This is a genomic window from Enterococcus sp. DIV1067f (assembly GCF_050543505.1).
Classification (GTDB): Bacteria; Bacillota; Bacilli; order Lactobacillales; family Enterococcaceae; genus Enterococcus_D; species Enterococcus_D entomosocium.
This window is the reverse complement of record NZ_CP172940.1, coordinates 1,297,106-1,317,921: the sequence shown is the minus strand read 5'-3', so window position 1 is coordinate 1,317,921 and position 20,816 is coordinate 1,297,106. Positions and strand designations below refer to the sequence as shown.

19 protein-coding genes are annotated in these 20,816 nt (G+C 42.0%); 4 read left to right on the top strand and 15 right to left on the bottom strand.

The window, feature by feature from the left end:
• Positions 1–47: 47 nt before the first annotated feature.
• The 5 genes from IGJ42_RS06165 to IGJ42_RS06145 form a co-directional block, all read right to left on the bottom strand.
• Complete coding sequence (locus tag IGJ42_RS06165) at positions 48–275, bottom strand: hypothetical protein (protein WP_005236708.1); 228 nt, start codon at positions 273–275, stop codon at positions 48–50.
• Positions 276–371: 96 nt separating this feature from the next.
• Positions 372–3,032: an SF1B family DNA helicase RecD2 gene (recD2, locus tag IGJ42_RS06160; RefSeq protein WP_016613259.1), complete on the bottom strand. Its 2,661-nt coding sequence runs from the start codon at positions 3,030–3,032 to the stop codon at positions 372–374.
• Between the two features lie 20 nt (positions 3,033–3,052).
• Positions 3,053–3,706, bottom strand: coding sequence for a histidine phosphatase family protein (locus IGJ42_RS06155; RefSeq protein ID WP_008379766.1), 654 nt, complete (start codon positions 3,704–3,706; stop codon positions 3,053–3,055).
• A gap of 17 nt (positions 3,707–3,723) precedes the next feature.
• Positions 3,724–4,227 carry a tRNA (uridine(34)/cytosine(34)/5-carboxymethylaminomethyluridine(34)-2'-O)-methyltransferase TrmL gene (gene trmL, locus IGJ42_RS06150; RefSeq protein WP_008379765.1) on the bottom strand — a complete coding sequence of 168 codons (504 nt, stop codon included), beginning with the start codon at positions 4,225–4,227 and terminating at the stop codon, positions 3,724–3,726.
• 353 nt (positions 4,228–4,580) lie between these two features.
• Entirely contained in the window at positions 4,581–5,423 is an 843-nt protein-coding gene (locus tag IGJ42_RS06145) for a methyltransferase domain-containing protein (RefSeq protein WP_061053975.1), read from the bottom strand.
• Positions 5,424–5,525: 102 nt separating this feature from the next.
• On the opposite strand from IGJ42_RS06145, the gene IGJ42_RS06140 reads away from it, so the two are divergent.
• The gene (locus tag IGJ42_RS06140) at positions 5,526–6,167 is read left to right on the top strand and encodes a copper homeostasis protein CutC (RefSeq protein WP_086332246.1); all 642 of its coding nucleotides are present in this window, start codon (positions 5,526–5,528) and stop codon (positions 6,165–6,167) included.
• A gap of 75 nt (positions 6,168–6,242) precedes the next feature.
• Here IGJ42_RS06140 and IGJ42_RS06135 read toward each other — a convergent pair whose 3' ends face one another.
• Both IGJ42_RS06135 and IGJ42_RS06130 read right to left on the bottom strand, forming a co-directional pair.
• Entirely contained in the window at positions 6,243–8,024 is a 1,782-nt protein-coding gene (locus IGJ42_RS06135; RefSeq protein WP_005236718.1) for an ABC transporter ATP-binding protein, read from the bottom strand.
• Complete coding sequence (locus IGJ42_RS06130; RefSeq protein WP_086332245.1) at positions 8,011–9,762, bottom strand: ABC transporter ATP-binding protein; 1,752 nt, start codon at positions 9,760–9,762, stop codon at positions 8,011–8,013. The genes IGJ42_RS06135 and IGJ42_RS06130 overlap by 14 nt, the downstream gene beginning before the upstream one ends.
• A gap of 144 nt (positions 9,763–9,906) precedes the next feature.
• On the opposite strand from IGJ42_RS06130, the gene IGJ42_RS06125 reads away from it, so the two are divergent.
• Positions 9,907–10,743, top strand: a complete 837-nt coding sequence (locus IGJ42_RS06125; protein ID WP_005236722.1) for an AraC family transcriptional regulator — start codon at positions 9,907–9,909, stop codon at positions 10,741–10,743.
• Between the two features lie 59 nt (positions 10,744–10,802).
• Here IGJ42_RS06125 and mgtE read toward each other — a convergent pair whose 3' ends face one another.
• From mgtE to IGJ42_RS06105, 4 genes are read right to left on the bottom strand one after another with little or no spacing between them, the layout of a single operon-like run.
• Entirely contained in the window at positions 10,803–12,167 is a 1,365-nt protein-coding gene (mgtE, locus tag IGJ42_RS06120; RefSeq protein ID WP_086332244.1) for a magnesium transporter, read from the bottom strand.
• A gap of 17 nt (positions 12,168–12,184) precedes the next feature.
• Positions 12,185–13,084 carry an RluA family pseudouridine synthase gene (locus IGJ42_RS06115; RefSeq protein WP_034872214.1) on the bottom strand — a complete coding sequence of 300 codons (900 nt, stop codon included), beginning with the start codon at positions 13,082–13,084 and terminating at the stop codon, positions 12,185–12,187.
• 4 nt (positions 13,085–13,088) lie between these two features.
• Complete coding sequence (locus IGJ42_RS06110; RefSeq protein WP_301280263.1) at positions 13,089–13,886, bottom strand: NAD kinase; 798 nt, start codon at positions 13,884–13,886, stop codon at positions 13,089–13,091.
• Positions 13,887–13,891: 5 nt separating this feature from the next.
• The gene (locus IGJ42_RS06105) at positions 13,892–14,560 is read right to left on the bottom strand and encodes a GTP pyrophosphokinase (RefSeq protein WP_005236729.1); all 669 of its coding nucleotides are present in this window, start codon (positions 14,558–14,560) and stop codon (positions 13,892–13,894) included.
• 196 nt (positions 14,561–14,756) lie between these two features.
• Here IGJ42_RS06105 and IGJ42_RS06100 point away from each other — a divergent pair, with 196 nt between their 5' ends.
• Both IGJ42_RS06100 and IGJ42_RS06095 read left to right on the top strand, forming a co-directional pair.
• Entirely contained in the window at positions 14,757–15,335 is a 579-nt protein-coding gene (locus IGJ42_RS06100) for a CYTH domain-containing protein (RefSeq protein WP_086332243.1), read from the top strand.
• Positions 15,336–15,440: 105 nt separating this feature from the next.
• Entirely contained in the window at positions 15,441–16,097 is a 657-nt protein-coding gene (locus IGJ42_RS06095) for a DsbA family protein (protein WP_008379746.1), read from the top strand.
• Between the two features lie 136 nt (positions 16,098–16,233).
• Here the strand turns inward: IGJ42_RS06095 and pepF are convergent, their stop codons facing one another.
• The 4 genes from pepF to spxA all read right to left on the bottom strand — a co-directional run bounded on the left by pepF (position 16,234) and on the right by spxA (position 20,412).
• Positions 16,234–18,051, bottom strand: a complete 1,818-nt coding sequence (pepF, locus tag IGJ42_RS06090) for an oligoendopeptidase F (RefSeq protein WP_086332242.1) — start codon at positions 18,049–18,051, stop codon at positions 16,234–16,236.
• 60 nt (positions 18,052–18,111) lie between these two features.
• The gene (locus IGJ42_RS06085; protein WP_223347076.1) at positions 18,112–19,110 is read right to left on the bottom strand and encodes a competence protein CoiA; all 999 of its coding nucleotides are present in this window, start codon (positions 19,108–19,110) and stop codon (positions 18,112–18,114) included.
• Positions 19,111–19,210: 100 nt separating this feature from the next.
• The gene (locus IGJ42_RS06080) at positions 19,211–19,861 is read right to left on the bottom strand and encodes an adaptor protein MecA (protein ID WP_005236753.1); all 651 of its coding nucleotides are present in this window, start codon (positions 19,859–19,861) and stop codon (positions 19,211–19,213) included.
• 152 nt (positions 19,862–20,013) lie between these two features.
• The gene (spxA, locus tag IGJ42_RS06075; protein WP_003127030.1) at positions 20,014–20,412 is read right to left on the bottom strand and encodes a transcriptional regulator SpxA; all 399 of its coding nucleotides are present in this window, start codon (positions 20,410–20,412) and stop codon (positions 20,014–20,016) included.
• Positions 20,413–20,816 lie beyond the last annotated feature (404 nt).

Here is a 20,816-nt window from a genome sequence, read left to right as displayed (position 1 = left end):
TTCTTTCTATTCGATTATTCAACAGTTGGTTTCTTCTTGGTAGAAAATCATGGATTTCCAGGACTGCCAGGATTCGTTGGGTTATTTGGTGTGTTAGGCGGGAAAATCGGCGCCTTATCTAACGTTTTTTCTAATCCTGATTCTTCCCGTTCGCCTCGTTCTGCATCAGGGCTTTCATCTAATTTAAATTCTTTTTCCATCTCATCCAATTTCTTAAAGTCGTTGCCAGATTCTTTTGCGAGTTTTGCTAATTTGTCTTCGGTTTCTTTCGCCATAATGTAACGCCTCCTTTTGATTTCAGCTTAGCATAAGAAGCTGAAAAACCAAAAGAAAGCGCTCACTAACAATCCCTTTTTAGCATTTTCTCATCGTTATAATCCCTCGTTTTTTACGGGCATAAAGTCGTACGGAGAACAGTCCTTCATCCCAATCATTGGATCTACTAAATGCTTTTTGACCATCGTTAAGGTCAGCACACCATCGTTTTGCGTTTCTTCGATGAGTGCTTCTTCCCCCGTAGTCCCTTCACTTAGGACCTTATCCCCTGACAGAGGCTTGGCCGTTTCTGTCTGATTTGATGCCGACGGATCAGGTTCGGCAAAAGCAAACAAGTCCAACCCACTATCTGGTGACTTTTCTGTCGCTTGCTGGTTAGCAGCAGCTTCAGTGCTGGGATTTTCCTTTGGCTTCGAAGCTACCATTTTTGCCTTCGTGTTCTCAGAGGAATCATTATAAAACGGATCATCGGCTTCCTCAAACTGAGCCAATTTCGCCCGTTGCAGCGGCGTCATTTCTTCCGTGCCATTGATACGTTCTTTTAATGTCGTTAAGCGAGTGGCAGATTCGTGACTGACACAGGTTTGGTAGGCTTGCGGTTCACCAAGTAAAATCAGCATCTCTTTGCTGCGAGTCACAGCGGTATATAGCAAATTGCGCTGCAGCATACGCTGGTATTGATGAACCATCGGCAAAATAACCATTTGAAATTCACTACCTTGGGATTTATGGATCGAACAACAGTAGGATAATGTGATCTTGTTCCATTCATTACGCTTATAGGTCACTTCGTTGGCATCAAATTGAATGACCAGTTCGTCAACCTTGTCTTCCGACTGTTTGGCTAGAGTGATCCCAACGATTTGGCCCATATCGCCATTAAACACGTTATCTTCAGGAGAGTTTACCAACTGCAAGACCTTATCGCCGATACGATACACCGTATCATTGAAGGTGACCTCTTTTTTGGTTCCATCGTTGGGGTTAAAAATCTCTTGCATCATTTTATTCAGAGCATCGATCCCAGCTGCCCCACGATACATCGGCGCCAACACTTGAATATCTTGCGGCGTATAACCTTTGTCTTTCGCCCGTTTCACGATCTGAGCGATCAACGGTTCGATCTTGTACGCATCACACGCAAAGAAAGAACGATCTTTTTGGTTTTGTGTAAAATCAGCAGGCAGCTGCCCGTTTTTGATGGCGTGGGCCAGTGGAATAATACTTGATCCATCTCCTTGACGATAGATTTCCGTCAATTCTTGTTTCGGGATCGCATCGATCGCTAGCAAATCATGAAGGACTTGTCCTGGTCCCACAGAAGGAAGCTGATCTTTATCCCCCACAAAAATCACTTGCATGTTTGTAGGGATCGACTTAAAGAGCGTATTCGCCAACCACGTATCGACCATTGACATCTCATCGACGATCAGTAAACCGCCTTCTAACTCTTTGGGACTAATCGATGGTGCTTTTTCACGGCCATTCAATCCTAACAAACGATGGATCGTACCACTTGGCAAACCAGTCGTTTCGTTCATCCGTTTGGCGGCTCGACCAGTCGGTGCTGCCAAGAGAATCGGAAAGGTTTCGTCGCTGTATCTTGATGGTTCTAAGTCCAAATCGTTCAACTCAGCAAATAATTGTACGATCCCATTGATTACTGTTGTTTTCCCGGTACCTGGGCCACCTGTCAAAATAAACAATGGCGATCGGATTGCTTCTTTGATCGCTTCTTCTTGCGAGGAACCATAGGTGATGCCTAAGTGCTTTTCTATTTTACGTAACGTTTTGCTGATTTTTTTCTCAGGATAGACGATTTCTTTTTTGCGGGAAAGCAAGCGTTCGATGGAACTGGCAATTCCCCATTCAGAAAAGTACAAACTATTTTCATATAAACGGGTTTCTTCTTGTTGGATCTTTCCTTCTTCCACTAGATGAATGATCGTTGATGCCAAATCGTCAGGCGCAATCTCAATGGGGCGGCTCGTTTCTAATAGGCGCAGTGTCTGCTCTAACAAATCTTGGGCGTGGATAAAGGTATTGCCCGTCTGCAAGGACTGGGCGAAGATTTGATGCAAGACCGCCGCTCGAAACCGTTGCGGTGACGAAGCCTCGATCCCCAGCTGTTCAGCGATGCCATCTGCACGTTTAAAGCCAATGCCTTCAATGTCTTCCACCAGCTGATATGGATTCTCCTCAATAATGGATAGCGCCTCATTTTTGTAGGCTTGATAGATAGCAAAAGATAGCTGGCTACCAAAGCCATAGCGACTCAAGCCAACGATTACTTGATCCATCCCATGGTTTTGCCGAACGGTATCTAAAATCATTTTTTGCTTACTTTCATTTAACCCTGGAATCTGCTCCAACAATGCCGGTTCTTCCAGCATCCGGTCGATCGCTTCTTCTCCTAACAGGTCAACGATTTTTTCAGCAGTCTTTTTGCCGATGCCCGGAAATTTTTCACCAGAAAGGTAGGCAATCAATCCTTGTTCAGAGGTCGGTTGTTCTTGTTGGTAACTCTCAGCCTTCAACTGGACGCCATACTTGGGATGATTGACCAGCTCACCAAAAAACCGATACTTTTCCTCTTCTTGGATCTCGCCGAAACTACCAGTAACGACGATCTCCGAGTCTTTGTAGTCGGCATTATTCTCAGTGACTTTAACTAATAGTACTTTATAAAAATTGCTGGGATTCTGGAAAAAGATGGCGGCAACATGGCCGACAAAAAACGTTCTTTCTGGAATCATGGTGCCGCTCCTTTCATGGTTTACAATAAAGCGTCTAACCCTGCCTGATTGCTTAAAAAGCTTGCTTCATTCCAAAGTTTCAGTTCAAAAGGCAGTACTTTTTGGTCATTGGTCTCTAAAAGGCTTAAGCTGTTGTTGACTAGTCCACCTTGCTCTCTTAATTCGGCTAATGGTTTGCCTGCAAGCCACTGGATAGCAGCCGTAAAGGATGCCCCATGACCGACGAACAATAATGGGCCTTCATGCTGCATCACCGCATCCATGACGACGGTCTCGATCCGGCTCAATGTTTCTTGGATCGGCTCTCCCTTAAAGGCACTGGGATCGTAGCGATCAAGATGATTACGCAGATCAGTCAATTGTTGAGGATACTTCTCATGCATTTCATCGATAGAACGTCCTTCTAATTCACCAAGTCCGATCTCACGCAGGTTCTCATTATAAATAATTTCAACAGGGTGATGGAGCCTTGTTTGGATCTCTTGGGCAGTTACTTTTGCTCGTAAAGACGTGCTTGAATAAATCTTCTCAAAAGGAATAGCAGCCAGATGATCACCGAGCAGTTTGATCTCTTCATGACTTTCCGGCAATAACGGTGAATCCCCTAGCATCCCTTGAAAGCGGCGCGCTTGGTTCCACTCTGTTTTTCCGTGACGGGTAAAGTATAATTGCATCGAACAAGCCTCGTTTCTTAATCTAGTTTGTCGTTCTCATAATGGTGTGTCAATTCCAGCTGTGGGAAGCCTTGCTGCCGCAAAACTTCATAAATGATCAAAGCAGCCGTATTTGATAGATTTAGGGAACGAACATGCTCATCATTCATCGGAATGCGTAGGCATTTTTCGGCATGCTCACGCATAAAGCTTTCCGGAAGCCCCGTCGTTTCTTTCCCAAAAATAAAGAACTGATCATCATCTGCGGTATAATCGACGTCAGAATACACGCGATTGGCAAATTTCGAGATCAGGTACAACGGACGCTCTCCTAAAAAGTCCATAAAAGTAGCCAAATCTTTGTGATAGGTGATATTGACATCATGCCAATAATCAAGTCCTGCCCGCTTCAATTGCTTGTCATCCGTTGAAAAGCCTAGTGGCTCTATTAAGTGTAAATGAGTATTTGTTGCTGCACAAGTACGTGCAATGTTCCCCGTATTGGCCGGGATCTGAGGTTCAAAAAGAACGATGTGATTCATAGATAAAAACTCCTTTCGATCGGATATTGCCGATCGGTTCTCGCATTGATTTGTGTCTCTGTATCTTGCGTTTTACAATTGATTCTCAATAGCTTCTTCAATAACTTCTATAGTACCATATTTTGGCACGCTTGTTTTTTGAAAAAGACATTTTTTAAGTTGAATTTTGGGCATAAAAAAAAACGTACCAACTCGGTGTCGATCACTGCGAGTCGTTACGTTAGTGAAGCTCTTTTCACTAACTTTTATCAGAACAGGAACCTGATAAAAACCAATGAAAAATGACTTGAGAACAATATATCACTCCCATGGCATGATTGCAAGAGTAAATAACAAAAAAGTTCAAAATATTTTCAGGAAATTTTCGCAATCAACACCTCAACATCAACAGTTATCTGTGCCAAAGGGGTTTGACGCAGCTTTTCTTTCCTTTCCTCCGAAGCCCCCCACTCTAACGGCGACATGGCAAGTAAATCTTGCCGATTTTCTTCAGGAATCGCAAAAACATGCGTTACTCTTTGACGGGATGCGGTGGGATAGTGTTCAAAAAATTTGCTAACGACCCGTTCATTCGAATACTGCTGTTTTGTTTCGTCATCAGGATAAAAAGCGGCTCGTAGTTCTTTTAAATAATCCGCTGCTGGGACGACTTTGATCAACTGGCCACCCTTTTTTAGAATGCGGTTGAACTCCCCGTAATTTGACGGTGAAAACAGATTGAAAATCGTATCAAAGCTCGCTTCAGCAAACGGCAGGTTGGTCAGATCCGCCACACACCAAAAAGCCGGTACGTTTTGATTGGTTGCTAGATAGACCCCGTCTTTGGCGATATCAAAGCCGACAGCCGCCTGAGTCTTTTCATTGACCATCTGCGCAAGGAAACTGCCTTCACCGCAGCCGACATCTAAAAGATACTCAGCAGCCCCCAAAGCTGCTTTGATGGTCTCAAGGACTGGTGCATACATGCCGCTAGCGATCATACGTTGACGCGGCAAAAACAGTGCTTGATCATAATCTGCTTTAACTTGATGATCCAAAAAGAAAAGTGTGCCTTTCTTTGATAAGTCAAATCGATGACGATTTGGACAAACCAAGCCATTTTCGGTTGGGAAAAATGCTTGGCGGCACAATGGACATTCAAATAAGTGATAATGGGCGTTTAAAAAAAGGCGCCCCCGATCGATTTTTTTTAACATTCAACTTCCCTCATCTCTGCTCTACTTTAGCATATTCTTGTGGTAGAATGCTAGTGGATAGAATAACAAATCAATTGAACACCCATCTATTGGAGGTAAATCATGTTAAAAGAATTTTGTGCAGAAAATTATACCAATATTCCCTTAGCAATCGCACGAGGCGCACAGCGGATTGAACTCTGTGATAATTTAGCGGTCGGCGGAACAACACCAAGTACCGGCGTGCAAGAAGAAGTCCTGCAGTATGCTGGCGAAAAAGGAATACCCGTTATGACGATCATCCGACCTCGAGGCGGTGATTTTGTTTACAATGACACTGAGTTGAAAATCATGCATACCGACTTGATCGAAGCAAAAAAATTAGGAACAGACGGCGTTGTTCTAGGTTGCTTAACTCCTAGCGGCTGGTTAGACGAAGAAGCATTGGAGCTATTGTTAGAAACCGCAGAAGGCTTGCAGGTTACTTTTCACATGGCCTTCGACGCGATTCCTGCAGCGCGCCAATTTAAAGCGATCGATTGGTTAGCTGAGCATGGCGTACAGCGGATTTTGACCCATGGTGGTGCTGCAGGGACTCCGATTGAAGACAACTTCGATCATCTGAAAGAATTGATCGCCTATGCTGGTGAGCGTTTAACGATTTTACCTGGCGGTGGCATTTCCTTTGAAAATGCCCAACAAGTTGCTGATACATTAGGTGTAAAAGAAGTTCATGGAACCAGAATCGTCGACTTTAATGATTGAGCTTGCGTGACACAAAAGAATCACGCAAAGAAATCCCCACAAACGATGAGAACGCATCGTTTGTGGGGATTCTTTTTATATGGCTTGCAATAAGTCGTATTGTGATTGATACAAATGATGGTACAAGCCTTTTTGTGCCATTAGCTGATCATGGTTACCAGATTCAGCAATCGTGCCCCCTGCCACGTAAAAGATTCGATCAGAATTTTTGATTGTGGACAGCCGGTGAGCGATGATGAATGAAGTTCTGCCTTCTAACAGCTTCAACAGTCCTTCTTGCAGCAATTCTTCTGTCTTCGTATCGATACTAGAAGTAGCCTCATCTAAGATCAAGATTTTTGGATCAGCCAACAACGCTCGGGCAAAGGAAATCAGTTGCCTTTGCCCCGCAGATAAAGTGCTTCCTCGTTCTTCGACGACGGTTTGATAGCCGTCTTTCAACTCCGTGATAAAGTCGTGAGCACGGACGATTTTCGCTGCTTCAATGATCTCTTCTTCTGTCGCATCTAATTTTCCATAGCGAATATTCTCTATGATCGTTCCTGAGAAAATAAAAGTATCTTGCAGCATGACCCCCATTTGTGAACGCAGCGATTCCAGCGTCACGTCACGAACATCCATCCCATCTACTTTAACACTGCCTTCATTGACATCATAAAAGCGGCTCAGCAAATTGATGATCGTGGTCTTTCCTGCACCAGTAGGGCCAACCAAGGCAATGCTTTCCCCGGGTTCGATGTGAAAATTGACATCAGAAAGAATGTTTTTGCCTTCTTCGTATCGGAAGGTCACGTGTTCAAAATCAACGGTCCCTTTCATCGTCGGCAATACTTTTGCATCTGGTTTGTCTTCGATATCTGGGACTTCATCCATCGTTTCAAAAATCCGTTCAAGATAGGCTGTTGCTGTAATCAAAGAATTATAAAAATTCCCGATGTTGATGACTGGATTCCAGAAATTATTGATATAACTGATAAAAGCGATCAGAGTACCTGTGCTGACAGCGACACCGATTTGGCGAATGCCGACAAAATAAATCAAACAAGTCGTAATGACTGAAATGTTTTGCACCCCAGGCCACATGAGAAACTGAATTTTGACAGCTTTCATCCAGGAAGTCCGATAATCATTGCTGACTTCTTGGAAAATCTCTGCATTTTCTTCTTCCCGTGCGAAGGATTGGGTAATCTTGATGCCGGCAATACTTTCATGAATGTAAGCATTTAAATTGGACTGTTTATTGCTCAACTCCTGATAGGCTTTGCGCTGGTTATTTTTGATTACCATCACCATGATGAACAAAATTGGCAGCAACGCAAGGGAATATAGGGTCAATTTGAAGTCGATTGCAAACATAAAGATCAAGGTGATGATGACGTTGAAAACATCGGAAATCAAATTGATCAGGCCATTACTCAACAGGTCACTCAGTGTATTGATATAGTTTACGATGCGGATCAAGATCTTGCCATGGGGCCTTGTATCAAAATAAGAAAACGGCAGCCGCTGCAGATGTTCAAAAATATCAAAGCGCATATCCTTCAAAACATCTTGCCCAATATTCGTGATATGGTAAATACGATAACGCATGCAGACGCCAATAACGATCAAGGTCACTAGAAAGGCAGCTCCTAAAAGCAGCAATTGATTGACATTTTTCTCAGGAATCGATGAGTCGATGGCGATCTTCGTGAAAACGGGCGCCAGCATTCCTGCTAAGTTTGCCAGGATGATCGTAAATAGTACTTTCCCAATGCTTTTTTTATACGGTACGACGTATTGGGACAAACGCTTGAAATCCTTCCAGCTAAATTCCTGGTCTAATTCCTCATCCACATCAAATTTATTTCTCGCCATCGTCTTCACCTCCTGACAAACCTAATTGTTTTTGATACACTTCATAGTATTTACCTCGCAGTTTGACAAGTTCTTCGTGGGTGCCTTGTTCAACGACCCGCCCTTTTTCCATCATCAAGATCTGATCGGCTTCTCGAACGGAGGAGATGCGATGCGCAATGATAAACGTTGTCTTCTCTCCAGTTAATTTCGTTAGTTCTTGTTGGATCTTCGATTCTGTTTCCATATCGACGGCAGATGTCGTATCATCCAAAATCAAGATCGATGGATCTTTCGCTAGAGCCCGTGCGAGGGAGATCCGTTGTTTTTGACCACCAGAAAGTCCGACGCCTCTTTCACCGACAATCGTCTCATAGCCTTGAGGCATTCGAGAAATAAAGGTATCTGCATCGGCGACTACCGCCATTTGCCGAATAAAGCCTTCATCTGCTAAAGGATTTCCAAAAGCAATATTGTCAGAGATGGTATTAGAAAACAAGAAGACATCTTGCATCACCATTGAAATGTTTTCCCGCATTTGTCGCACAGGATACTCTTTGGCATTTTTCCCATCAATGAATACTTCCCCTTCAGTCGGGTCATAAAAACGACCGACTAAATTCACTAAGGTCGTTTTCCCAGACCCAGTTTCGCCTAAAATCCCTAACGTTTGTCCTGGCCCGATGGTGAAGTTGATGTTTTCCAACACATTTTGATCCGGGTCATCTGAAAAGTGGAACGAGACATCTTTGAATTCCACAAACCCTTTGATCGGTTCTAATTTTTCTTGTTGGTGAACCGGTATTTTCGATTCTTGTGCTAGCATTTGTCGAATTTTGATACAAGCTGCAGAAAATCGCTGAACATCGTTGATCAACCAACCGCTCATACGCATAGGGTTATTCAACATCCATAGATAGCCATTAAATGCAACGAGATCACCTAATGTCATCTCCCCATTGATTACGAAAATTCCGCCTAAGACTAAGGCAATGACTGACAAACTTCCTGCTAAGCCATCAAGCCATGGCAGATAGGTACGGGATACTTTGGCAGATGCCATATTGCGGGTCTTAAAATCTTCGTTGTAGGAGCGAAATTTTTCAATCTCAAAATTTTCACGAGCAAAAGCTTTCACTACTCGATTGCCGCCGATATTTTCTTCCACCATTGAATTCAAGCGCGAAAAGCTCTCACGAATGTCAAAAAACAACGGGTGTGCTTTCTTAGACATGCGATTGGTCAACAGAAATATGATCGGTGTGACAGCCACCAGCGCCAACATCAATTTCCAATCAATAAAGCTCATGACCACCACCGCTGAAAAGAACCATAAGATACATTCAGCGATATTGTAAGTCACCCAAGAAACAAAGTGGCGAATGGCATCGGTATCACCAGTCATCCGTGCCATAATATCTCCCACGCGAGTGTGATTGAAAAAGTCGAAATCCAATTCTTGCAGCTTCTGATACAAATCTTCCCGTAAATCGTATAGCGTATTTTGCCCGACCCGTTCAAATAAAATTTGATAACTGTAGCGGACAATGGTACGAATGACGGTCGTTGCGATCATGATCAACAATAATGGAATCAATAAGTGCGTTTTTTGCTGATTGATGACATCATCGATCACCATTCCTCCCAAGTACGGATTAACAATGATCAGCGCTGCATTGATCACTAAAAACAGGACTGCCAATATGATTTTTCCCCGGTTCTTTTTGGCATAGCGCCAGATCCATTGTGTATTACTCATCTAATTCCCCCTCTCGTTGTTAAGCTTAGCGTTTTGAAAAGCGATTTGAATGGTTTTTCTTACTCATTTTGATGTAAAATATTAGTAAGAAGCACCATTCCCTTTTTTTATCGGAGATGGGCACCCAATTGGAGTGAATCAGCCATGAATTTAGTTAACCCTCGGACCTTCAATCCCGAAATCATCTATCTCTTTGACCCATGGACGCAAGCAGAAAGTCATGGAGAAATGCATCATCATGACTTTTTAGAAATCAGCGTCTTGTTAGAAGGAGAAAGTACGTATTATTTTGAAAAAGAACCAGCGAAGAAAATTCGTGCTGGCAGTGTCATGCTTTTTAATCCTGGTGTCGACCACTGCGAATTACAGCCTAAAGGCACTCGCTCCCACCAGTTGCATATTGGACTGAAGAATATTTCCTTGGAAGGATTCAAGCGAAATTTTTTCCCCAACAAACACCCATTGTTAGAATTAGGCAAATACCATCATCAAGTTTTGGAAAAAGCGTGGCAGTTGGTGCGAGAAAGCAGTGAAGAGCGGGATGAGTTTCAGTTGATGCAAAAAGCTGTCTTGATGGAGATGCTCGTCTATATTTTACGCGGACTAAATGAAGACCACATCAATGTCGTTCCTTACCTTTCCAAAAGCCAAAGAAGACAACAACAAATCGTCAACTATACCGTCTATTATTTGGAAAATCATTATAAAGAAGAAATCACCTTGGAAAAACTGGCACAAGATCAATTTCTCAGTCCAACGTACCTTTCCAAGATTTTTAAAGAAGCGACAGGGGTCAGCCCCATTAACTATTTGATAGAAATCCGCCTAAAACGTGCCAAAGACATGCTAAAAAATGACAACCTCACGATCAAGGAAGTCGCCTCTGCAGTTGGCTATCAAGATGCCTATCACTTTAGCAAGTCTTTTAAAAAACTTTATGGCGTCTCTCCTTCTGGGGTGTTGCCAAAACCAAAAAATTAAAAAGCAAGCCAATGATTCTTCACTCGAAGAAAAATCATCGGCTTGCTTTTATTTTTTATTCATTGAATAAAATAGTTCATAAAAAGACTGGCAATATTGAAATAGATCAAAACACTGGTCAAATCACTGAGGGTCGTAATAAACGGACCGCTCGCCACTGCCGGATCAAACCCAAGCTTATCCATTAGCATCGGAATCAAACTTCCCGCTAAGTTGGCTACTGTGATGGCACACATCATAGCCATCCCGATCACAAACCCTAGAATCGGATTTTGTTTCCAGACAGCCACAATAGCAAAAATCGTCAATCCGGTAATAGCTCCTGTGAAAAGTCCTGTAAGCACCTCACCGACCACTGTTTTCATAAAGCTATTTTCTTTATCATCATTGATCGCCAAGCGGCGTACGGCTACCGCTAAAGATTGGGTACCGGCATTGCCGGCAGTTCCGGTGATCAGTGAGATAAAGACGGCGAGAATACTTGCTTCACTAACTAACTCTTCATAATGGCTGATTAAACTGGCGGTTGCCATTCCGAGAAAGAGTAAGGTGATGAGCCAAGGTAACCTTCTCGAAGAAGCTTTGATCGGGTTTTCACTGACTTCTTCTACATTGACCCCTGCTAAACCCGAGTAATCACTGGCTGCTTCATCATCGATAACGTCGATGATATCATCGACGGTCACGATCCCTAATAGGTGATCGTCATAATCGGTGACTGGCAATGCGAGAAAGTCATAATCCCGGAAGGTCTGAGCGACATCCTCTTGGTCATCTCCAACATGAACCGACATCACCCGCTCGTTCAAAATATCAGCAATCATGGTATCTTCATCATTGATGATCAAGTCTCTTAAAGAAATAACGCCCACAAGTTTGTTGTCGGTATCCACGACGTAAATATAATAAATCGTCTCAGCAACATCTGCGGCATTTTTTAAGACATACATCGCTGAACGAACCGTTTGGTTGGCAACAATGGAAACAAACTCGGTTGTCATCAATGATCCAGCTGTTTCATCTTCATAATGCAATAGTTCTTTGATCTCGCTAGCGGCTTCAGCAGTCATCAGACTCAAATATTTGGCCGTTTGTTTCTTGTCCAATGTATTCAGTAGATCGACAGCATTATCGGTATACATCTCTGCTAACATCGTTGCAGCATATGCCGGCCGCATTTCTGAAAGATAGTCCACCATGTTTTCATCGTCTTCTTCAATGACGTCAAACATGTCTGCCAATTCTTTCGGCGATAGATACGTATAGACGATTTGTCGATCGTCTGCTTCTAGAGATTGGTAGAATTGACCCTGCTCGTAGATATGCAGATCCAAGAATGCCTCACGAAATCCCTGGATATCATTGTCTTTTAGTGCTTGATTCAGTTGATCAAATCGTTTGGTTAATTCTTGATTTTCATCCAATCTCTTCACCTCATTTGTTATTGCTTATCGATAGCTGAACAAACAGCGGCCATGTCTGCAGGTAAAGGCAGTTCAAAAGCCAACGGTTCATTCGTAAAGGGATGCTGGAATTGCAGCTGACAGCAATGAAGTGCCTGTCGTCTGATCCCAAAAGCCATTGGTCCCCCATACATCTCGTCTCCTAGTAAGGGACAACCGATTGCAGAAAAATGGACCCTTATTTGATGTGTCCGGCCTGTGTGTAGTTGAATGTCGACTAATGCGCAATCTGAATTGCGCTGTTTTAGCCAATACTCCGTACGTGCCTCTTTTCCTTCTTCACTGACCTTGCGTTTCAAAAGCGAGGTCAGGTCCCTAGCGATAGGCAAATCGATCTCGCTATGGGCGGATAATGCGGAAAGATCTCCCGCAACGAGGGCTTGATATTTTTTAACAACTTGCTTCTTCCGTAACTGGCTATCCAGCTTCGCATGGGCAAAGCCGTGTTTTGCAAAAAGCATCAATCCTGATGTGTCACGGTCTAAGCGAGTCACTACATGGATCACTTGATCTTCATAGTGTTGCGCTTGATAGTAGGCCTTGACTCGATTGGCCATCGTGCCAGTCGGATGATATTGCGCAGGAATCGATGAGATGCCAGCCGGCTTATTCACGATTAACAGATGGGCATCTTCATACACAATCTCAATAGGTGTCGGATCAGCCAGCATCGTTTCATGTTCCCCTTCAGGAGGAATTACAATAGTTACCCTATCATTTTGCGCCAAAGAAAACAAGACGTTTTGCTCGTGGTCGTTCACAAATATCTTTCCGCCTTGAAATTTTATTTTCGCTAGCAGACCTTTGGATACTCCTTGTTCCTTCAAAAAATATTTGACTTGCTGCCCTTGTCCAGTATATTGATACGTAAATTCCATGAGTTTATTCTTCTCCAATAAAGGAATCTTTGACACGATTCCAAAAATGCATATGCCGATAAGACGCAAAATGAATCCGTTCGTCGGCAATCCGGTAATAGATTGCATCGATTTCTTCTTGCTCGATGGTAAATTGATCAATCGTCACTAAATAGTCGGTACTTTGTTGCAGTTGCACTTTGACCCACTCGTGATGACCCACGACGATCGGTGATCCAAGTGTCCGAAAGACGCGATTGTTCAAAGAAGCAATCTCTGCTAATTGAAACGCATTGATACTTGGGTGCAATACTGCCCCACCAACACTTTTGTTATAGGCAGTTGAGCCGGTTGGCGTTGAGATCGAGAGGCCATCCCCGCGAAACTTTTCAAAGAGGTCTTCTTTAATAGAAATATCGGCAACCATGGTGCGATTGCCGCGTTTGATCGTTGATTCGTTCAATGCCAGGAAATGCTTGTCTGGTTTGCCATTTGCATAAGTGATTCGGACATCCAATAAAGGATAACTGACACTCTTTTGATGGTCATTGCATAAAGACTCTACCAATTCATCCAATTCATAGTCACGCCAATCTGTATAAAAGCCGAGGTGTCCCGTATGGACCCCTAAAAATTGTACTTGATCTAACTTATGGTTGAACAAGTGAAAAGCAGAAAGAAGCGTACCATCTCCACCAACAGAGATCACTAATTCAGGGTTCTCTTGATCGATCTTGTTTTCAGACTGCTCCAGGAGGACAGTTAAACGCTTCGTCACTTCTACTGACTTGCTTTCTTGATTATGGACGATTGCCACGCGGATGCCTTTCATTCTGATTCCTCCTTCGGCAACTTGGGCGTGTCATGTCCGCCGCGTTTGCCTTTCCCATGAGAAAACAATCGCTGTGCCTCTTGGATCTCTTCACGAATATTAGACATCTCTTCATCTAGCTGGTAGGCTGCTTCTGCCGAACGTCGTAGTCGCTCGCTAATTTCATCGGGAAATTCCCCTTGGTATTTGTAGTTCAATGAATGTTCAATCGTTGCCCAAAAGTTCATCGCCAGTGTACGAATTTGTACCTCTGCTAAGATAATTTTTTCTCCATCGATCAATTGAACTGGATACTCGATCACCAGATGATACGAGCGGTAACCACTGACTTTTTTATTGGTAATATAGTCACGTTCAATAATGACTTTCATGTCTTTACGTGTCCGCAACAGTTCAACGACTTGGTGAATGTCTTCCACAAACTGACACATGATTCGCAAACCGGCGATGTCAGACATTTCTTCTTCAAGACGATCCAGTGCGATTCCTCGTAATTTGCTTTTTGTTAAAATGCTATCTACTGGCTTGACACGCCCCGTGACAAATTCAATGGGAACATGTTTGTTTTGTTCCCGATATTGTTTTCTTATGCCTCTTAATTTTACTTTTAATTCTGAAACCGCCTGTTCATAAGGCGCTAAGAATTCTTCCCAATCTCGAATCATTCTTCTCCCTCGATTCTGTTCATAACATACCTCTTATTCTACCATACTCTTGGAATAAAACTGAATGGACAGAAGTGCAGAAGCAAAAGATTTTTTTGTCTGCCCCAATCGTTTCCGCTTTTCTTTGTTTAGTTTCTTTGACGGAATAGCTGAAACAGCGTACACTATGTTTGCAATAGAAAGAGAGTGAAAATCAATGGTCGAACAAGTAGAGATTGAATATAAAACAATGTTGACGGAAAAAGAATACCACCAGTTGCTTGCTTATTACAAATTGTCAGAAAAAGCCTTCAAGACGCAAACCAATTATTACTTTGATACGCAAGACTATAAACTGCGAGAAAAGCATTTTGGCTTACGCATTCGCACGACTCCTACCAATGCAGAATTAACGCTAAAGACCCCCATTGAACACGGTCTGTTAGAAACGACTGATCCTTTGACAATCGAAACCGCAGCGTCATTGATCGCATCAGAAAAAATTTTAAAAACAGGTGTGGTTGCTCAACGCTTAAAAGCAGCGAATATCGAACCTGATTCATTACACATGATCGCAGCATTAAAAACGAAACGGGCGGAATTTCCGATCAATGAAGGATTACTTGCTTTGGATGAAAGCTGGTATGGTCAACAGCATGATTATGAGTTAGAGCTAGAAGTCAGTGAGCCAATTCAAGGAAAACTTGCCTTTCAATCGTTATTGCATTCTTTTGGTGTTCCTTACCGACCAGCAAAAAACAAGATCATTCGAGCCGTTGAAGAAAAATCATTGTAGGATGCCCTTTTGCTTACTTTTTTCGCGTTTTTTTGCTATATTTAATAAAACATACTTATTTTGTTTTTCAAGTTACTCAAGAATCTTAATTGGGGAGAGATTCAAATGATCGAACTTTTTTTATTTATTAATCCGATTGGGCCTATTTGTTATGATATCGAAAAAGAGATTCTCAACAAATTAAACACGAGCCGCAAAAAAATCCATTTGCAGATCCTGCCTTTCGTTAACTTGTTTTCCGTAGGTGTTTCAATGGACTATTTGTCCATGAATAAGGCGGATTTGGTCTTGCGAAATGAACAGACCAACCAAATCTATGCTGCGTCATTGGATTATAAAGCAGCCCAGTTGCAAGGAAAAAAAATTGCTCGGGATTTCTTATTGAAATTGCAACAACGGATAGGGATCGAAAAACAGGAATATTGTGACACCTTAGTGAAAGATCTATTTTCAGAAACGAATGGTGATTTAGAGATGTTCCTAGAAGATCGTACATCTGAGTTAGTGAAAAAGAACTTTGCCACTGATCAGAGGGTAGCGAAAGACATGGGCATCACGATCACACCTTCTGCTGTGGTGTATGATTTTTCAAGTGAAGAAGAATATGGGGTCCTTTTAGAAGGATCAGAGGAACTGAGAAGTCTTCCTCTCGTCTGTGGTACAGCAACAGAACTCGATACATTTATGCAAAAAGCTCAGTCTTTGAAAGCACCAAAACTTTCCACTATTCATGAAATTGATCGAGGGTTGATTCTTTTATGAAACCCTATTCAATAGCGACGCTGCGCAGCGAGCCAAACGATGATCTTGTGTTTGGCTCGCTGCGCAGCGTTTTTCATTGCGGGAGGAACAAAAAAAACAAACCAATCCTTTTCGGACTGGTTTGTACTCTTTTCAATTATGCTTCGATTTCTTTTACGAGTTCTTCCAATTCATTCAAGCGTTGCTCAAATACTTTCATTGCATCTTCAATATAATCTGCTTTCGTCATATCTACGCCTGCTTTTTTCATGACTTCGATTGGATAATCACTACGTCCGGCTTTCAAATAGTTCAAATAGTTAGTTAAGGCATCAGGTTCGCCAGCTAAGATTTTCTTCGCCAAAGCAGAAGCTGCCGAAAAACCAGTTGAATATTGGTAAACATAGTAATTGTAATAGAAATGCGGAATGCGTGACCACTCAAGACGAATCTCCGGATCTTTTTCAACTGATGGTCCGTAGTATTTTGCATTTAACTCGGCATAGTTCTCGCTTAAGAATTCACTGGTCAACGGCGTTCCTTTCGCATCTTCCACGTGCATGAAGTGTTCAAACTCGGCAAATTGCGTTTGACGGAAAATCGTTCCTTTGAAGCCATCAAGAAAATGATTCAAGACATAGGCTTTGACCCGCGGATCAGTCTCAGTCTGAAGCATGTATTCCGTTAAAATATTTTCATTCGTGGTTGAAGCGATTTCTGCTAAGAAGATCGAGTAATCCCCATAGGCATAAGGCTGGTTACTCCGTGTGAAGTAACTATGCACACTGTGTCCCATTTCATGAACGAGGGTAAAGAGTTGATCCAATCGATCATTCCAGTTCATTAAGATATAAGGCAGTGTGTCATAAGCACCTGAAGAATAGGCACCACTGCGTTTGCCTTTGTTTTCAACGACATCGATCCACCGATTGCTGAAGGCTTCTTCAACTACAGCTAGATACTCTTCCCCTAATGGTTTTAACGCTTCTTTCGCTTTTTCGACTGCTTCTTCATAGGTATAGCGAATCGGTGCTTCCCCTAAAATCGGCGTGTACACATCATACATATGAAGCGTGTCGACAGCCAACAGGCGTTTTCTTAATGCCATATATCGGTGTAATAATGGCAAATGCTGATTAACGACGTCCACTAAGGTATCATAGACACTTTCAGGAATATGATTGGCACTCAAAGCGGCTTGGCGTGCCGAGTCGTATTTACGGGCTTTGGCTTTAAAGTTGTGGGCTTTGATATTCGTACTTAAGGTTTGGGCAAAGGTATTGCGGAATTGCTCATAAACGCCATAGAGACCTTTAAAGGCCGCTTCCCGAACAGACCGATCCGTGCTTTCCATCAACTCACCGTATACACCATGAGATAGCTGTACTTTTTCCCCGTTTTCATCTTCAACTACTGGAAAATCCAAATCAGCATTGTTTAAAACAGAAAAAATGTTGCCGGATGCTCCAAAAATTTCGCCTGCTCCGGCCAATAGCGCTTCTTGATCGGCAGGCAAAACATGGGGCCGCTCGTTAATAGTTTTTTCGATCATATGACGATAAACAGCTAGTTTCGGTTCTTGATCGAAATAGCCCCAAATGGTTTCATCGGACATCGTCAATAACTCGGGATCAAACCAAGCAACGGCTTCACTTACTTGCGCAACTAAACTGCTGGCTTTCGCATATAAGCCTTGATAAGTCGTATTAGCGGTATCTTGATCATTTTTCAAATGACTGTAAACATACAGTTTCTCTAAACGGCGAGAAAGATCTAAGACAAATTCTAAAGCGGATAGGAAGGCTTGTGGCCCATCTGCTAAAGTGCCTTGGTAACTGCTAGCTTCTTTGAGCTGTGCTTGGATTTCTTGAAATTCTATGTCAAAAGCCGCATCATCGGCATAGATTTTCGTTAAGTCCCACGTTTTTTCGACTGGAATCGATTCACGTGCTGGTAATTGTTTTGTTTCTGACATTCCCTTCACTCCTTGTTCATTGGTTAAAAATATCTTATCACACTTTTCAACGAAACCAAATCATTGGCTTGAAAAAGAAACCGAATTTTCTAAATATTGGCATTCTTGAAAGATTTCTCTCAGTATTTCTCTTTGATCAAGCAAAGGAAAGCACCATTGCCAATGCAGCTTCCTCAATTGAATCAACCACTGTTCAAAACTAATGGGACATTCACTTAAATAGAGAAAGCGAAAAATCAGTATGTGGTGTTCAAATAAAAAGCCAAACCGACTTTCACAATAGCACCAAAGAGGCAACTGTGAGACATTCCCATTCAACGGGTATACTATTTCTTGAATCTCTCTGATTTTAGGCAGTCTGTTTCGCAGTTTTCGAATCACCCACAAACGATAATCGACCGCTACCCATTCAATAGAATGGTGGGTATCTGATTCATCTGCTTCGTACAAAGGTCGAAGTGTCTCTTTCCTGTATGGCTCCCCTTTTTGTATAGCGCTTCGTCGACTGATTACCCCTTCTTGATAGTGCCATTTGATTTGGTGCAGCCGCACCAATGCCTGATTTCGCGTATCAATGAGCCACAAGCAAAAGCCAGTAGACTGATAAGTACAGCAGGCTTTTGCCAAAAGCGACCAATGGCGTTTCGGATACATTTTGGTCCCTAGGATCCACCAAGGCTGATAACCATTTGCTAAATAAGTGCTGGTTCGTTCCAGAAATCGTGAAACCTTGAGTGAAGAACACTGGACTTCAACGGCAATATTTTTGTAACAGAGATCAGGTCGCTGCTTAAGTTGCGGCAAGTAGGCTTCAAGTTCAATATCCATCTCTTGATACCATTCAAACAAAAGTTGTTTTGCTTCCAAGTGCTCCTTCGTCTCCCCTTCACTGTATGTCTGACAATCAGTGGTGGCTTGATGGGCAAAGTGGGATTGTCGCTTAAGTCCTTGCCTCAAAATCACTTCTTTCTGACAGCCTGGGCAATAAAAAGGGCCCGAGGATTTCTTTGCCCCTTTCGCTAGGATGACTTCTTTTCTTTGGTTCAACGCTTTCAACATCTGGCTCACCTCAATAAGAGGTACGCCAGATTCGTCAAACACAATTAAAAAAGCCAAAAACATTGTCAAAATGTCCTTGGCTGGAAATGATTTTCATTCATTAATCATTCTTGAAATAGAAACGAGTCAATTCAAGTGCATCGTTTTCCATGATCAACTCACCGTATTCTGATAAAACTTCGGGCGTCACTGAAGTCCTTTGGGCAAATTCCATCAAATAAGAAAGTGCATTTTCCACTTCAATATCAGTAATATCTGCATCCATAAATCGAATTTCAATATAATAATGATTGCCCATTTGGTAAAGATTGGTTGCAACGGAATCCAAATATACTTCGGATGCCAATTGAATCATATCTTCGAATCGCAACAACTCGAATACAAAACGATTGCCGATTTCTTCTGCTTGCTCTGACTCTTGTAATTGAGCCGCCACATGTTTTTTCAACATATCGGTAATGTCTTCATTCGCTTCATCGTTCATCTCATCAAAATTTTCCATTCCTTCTGGTGGAAGATTTTTGCTAATAAACAATTCTAACCCATCGCCTTTAGGCAAGACTTGGAAAGTTACAGCTTCACTGCCTTTAAATTCTTCGTCAATATCAACTTCTTCAAGAATACTGTAAAAGAAGTTTTCAATTTCATTGTGATTTCCTAGAAGGTCAAGAAAAGTGATGCCTCTCGCAGCTAAGTCTTCACTTTTGATCAATACACGAATGGTGTTCTCATTGATATGTTCCATTTCCATATTAGCTACACCTCACTTTTGCTACTCACTATAGGTTCATTGTATCGAAACCTGATAAAAAGTAAAGAGAAAACGAATATCCTCTTAAGAAAAACGTAAAAACTCAAAAAAAGACTCACTTTCTACGAGAAAGCGAGTCGATGAAGTCAAATTTATAAGCCTGCCATTAATTGCGCTTGTCTTAGTTCCAGTTGGCGAACATCCCTAGGTAAGAACCGACGAATTTCATCTTCATTAAACCCAACTTGCAATCGTTTTTCATCGATCATAATTGGCCGACGCAATAATCCTGGATTTTCTTGAACAAGTGTCAATAAATCTTTTAGGGGCAGGTCATCTAGATCCATATTCAACTTTTGGAATACTTTGGATCTGGTGGAAATAATTTCTTCTGTGCCATCTTCTGTCATTTGTAGAATTGCCTTAAGCTCAGAAATATTTAACGGTTCTGAAAAAATATTTCTTTCAACAAAAGGGATTTCGTGCTCTTGTAACCACGCACGAGCTTTGCGACAAGATGTGCAACTTGGGGAAGTGTATAGTGTCAACAACGTGCATCTCTCCTTTTTAATTTTCAATCAAGCAAGTCCTGTTCCCTCGCTTGATTTCAATTATACAGGTTTAACTAAAAAAAATCTAGTCTAAATCTCATATTTTTTAATAAAACTCGAAAGTTATATTAAAAGCGAAACCTTTTAGGCAAAAGGTTTCACTCAAAAAGTTTATTTTTAAATGAGAAAAATCAAATTTTTTTTTAATATTACTTCTTTTATACAACAGTGTGTCAAAGGTGTATCAAAAAGATGTCAGAATATTAAAATACTCTTTTAGTTGAATCCCGCGTTTTTTAATTTCCCCTCTGTAATTACATGTGTAATCAAAAAAATGGAGAAAAAAACCAAGTCCATGGCTCAATCGTTTTCAAAGGAAAAATTTCACGATACCTTGTTGCCTT

What these genes read in the sequence shown, in the direction of transcription:
- IGJ42_RS06165 (WP_005236708.1), bottom strand. Translation starts at nt 275, where the DNA reads ATGGCGAAAGAAACCGAAGACAAATTAGCAAAACTCGCAAAAGAATCT.
- recD2 (WP_016613259.1), bottom strand. Translation starts at nt 3,032, where the DNA reads ATGATTCCAGAAAGAACGTTTTTTGTCGGCCATGTTGCCGCCATCTTT.
- IGJ42_RS06155 (WP_008379766.1), bottom strand. Translation starts at nt 3,706, where the DNA reads ATGCAATTATACTTTACCCGTCACGGAAAAACAGAGTGGAACCAAGCG.
- trmL (WP_008379765.1), bottom strand. Translation starts at nt 4,227, where the DNA reads ATGAATCACATCGTTCTTTTTGAACCTCAGATCCCGGCCAATACGGGG.
- IGJ42_RS06145 (WP_061053975.1), bottom strand. Translation starts at nt 5,423, where the DNA reads ATGTTAAAAAAAATCGATCGGGGGCGCCTTTTTTTAAACGCCCATTAT.
- IGJ42_RS06140 (WP_086332246.1), top strand. Translation starts at nt 5,526, where the DNA reads ATGTTAAAAGAATTTTGTGCAGAAAATTATACCAATATTCCCTTAGCA.
- IGJ42_RS06135 (WP_005236718.1), bottom strand. Translation starts at nt 8,024, where the DNA reads ATGGCGAGAAATAAATTTGATGTGGATGAGGAATTAGACCAGGAATTT.
- IGJ42_RS06130 (WP_086332245.1), bottom strand. Translation starts at nt 9,762, where the DNA reads ATGAGTAATACACAATGGATCTGGCGCTATGCCAAAAAGAACCGGGGA.
- IGJ42_RS06125 (WP_005236722.1), top strand. Translation starts at nt 9,907, where the DNA reads ATGAATTTAGTTAACCCTCGGACCTTCAATCCCGAAATCATCTATCTC.
- IGJ42_RS06115 (WP_034872214.1), bottom strand. Translation starts at nt 13,084, where the DNA reads ATGGAATTTACGTATCAATATACTGGACAAGGGCAGCAAGTCAAATAT.
- IGJ42_RS06105 (WP_005236729.1), bottom strand. Translation starts at nt 14,560, where the DNA reads ATGATTCGAGATTGGGAAGAATTCTTAGCGCCTTATGAACAGGCGGTT.
- IGJ42_RS06100 (WP_086332243.1), top strand. Translation starts at nt 14,757, where the DNA reads ATGGTCGAACAAGTAGAGATTGAATATAAAACAATGTTGACGGAAAAA.
- IGJ42_RS06095 (WP_008379746.1), top strand. Translation starts at nt 15,441, where the DNA reads ATGATCGAACTTTTTTTATTTATTAATCCGATTGGGCCTATTTGTTAT.
- pepF (WP_086332242.1), bottom strand. Translation starts at nt 18,051, where the DNA reads ATGTCAGAAACAAAACAATTACCAGCACGTGAATCGATTCCAGTCGAA.
- IGJ42_RS06085 (WP_223347076.1), bottom strand. Translation starts at nt 19,110, where the DNA reads ATGTTGAAAGCGTTGAACCAAAGAAAAGAAGTCATCCTAGCGAAAGGG.
- IGJ42_RS06080 (WP_005236753.1), bottom strand. Translation starts at nt 19,861, where the DNA reads ATGGAAATGGAACATATCAATGAGAACACCATTCGTGTATTGATCAAA.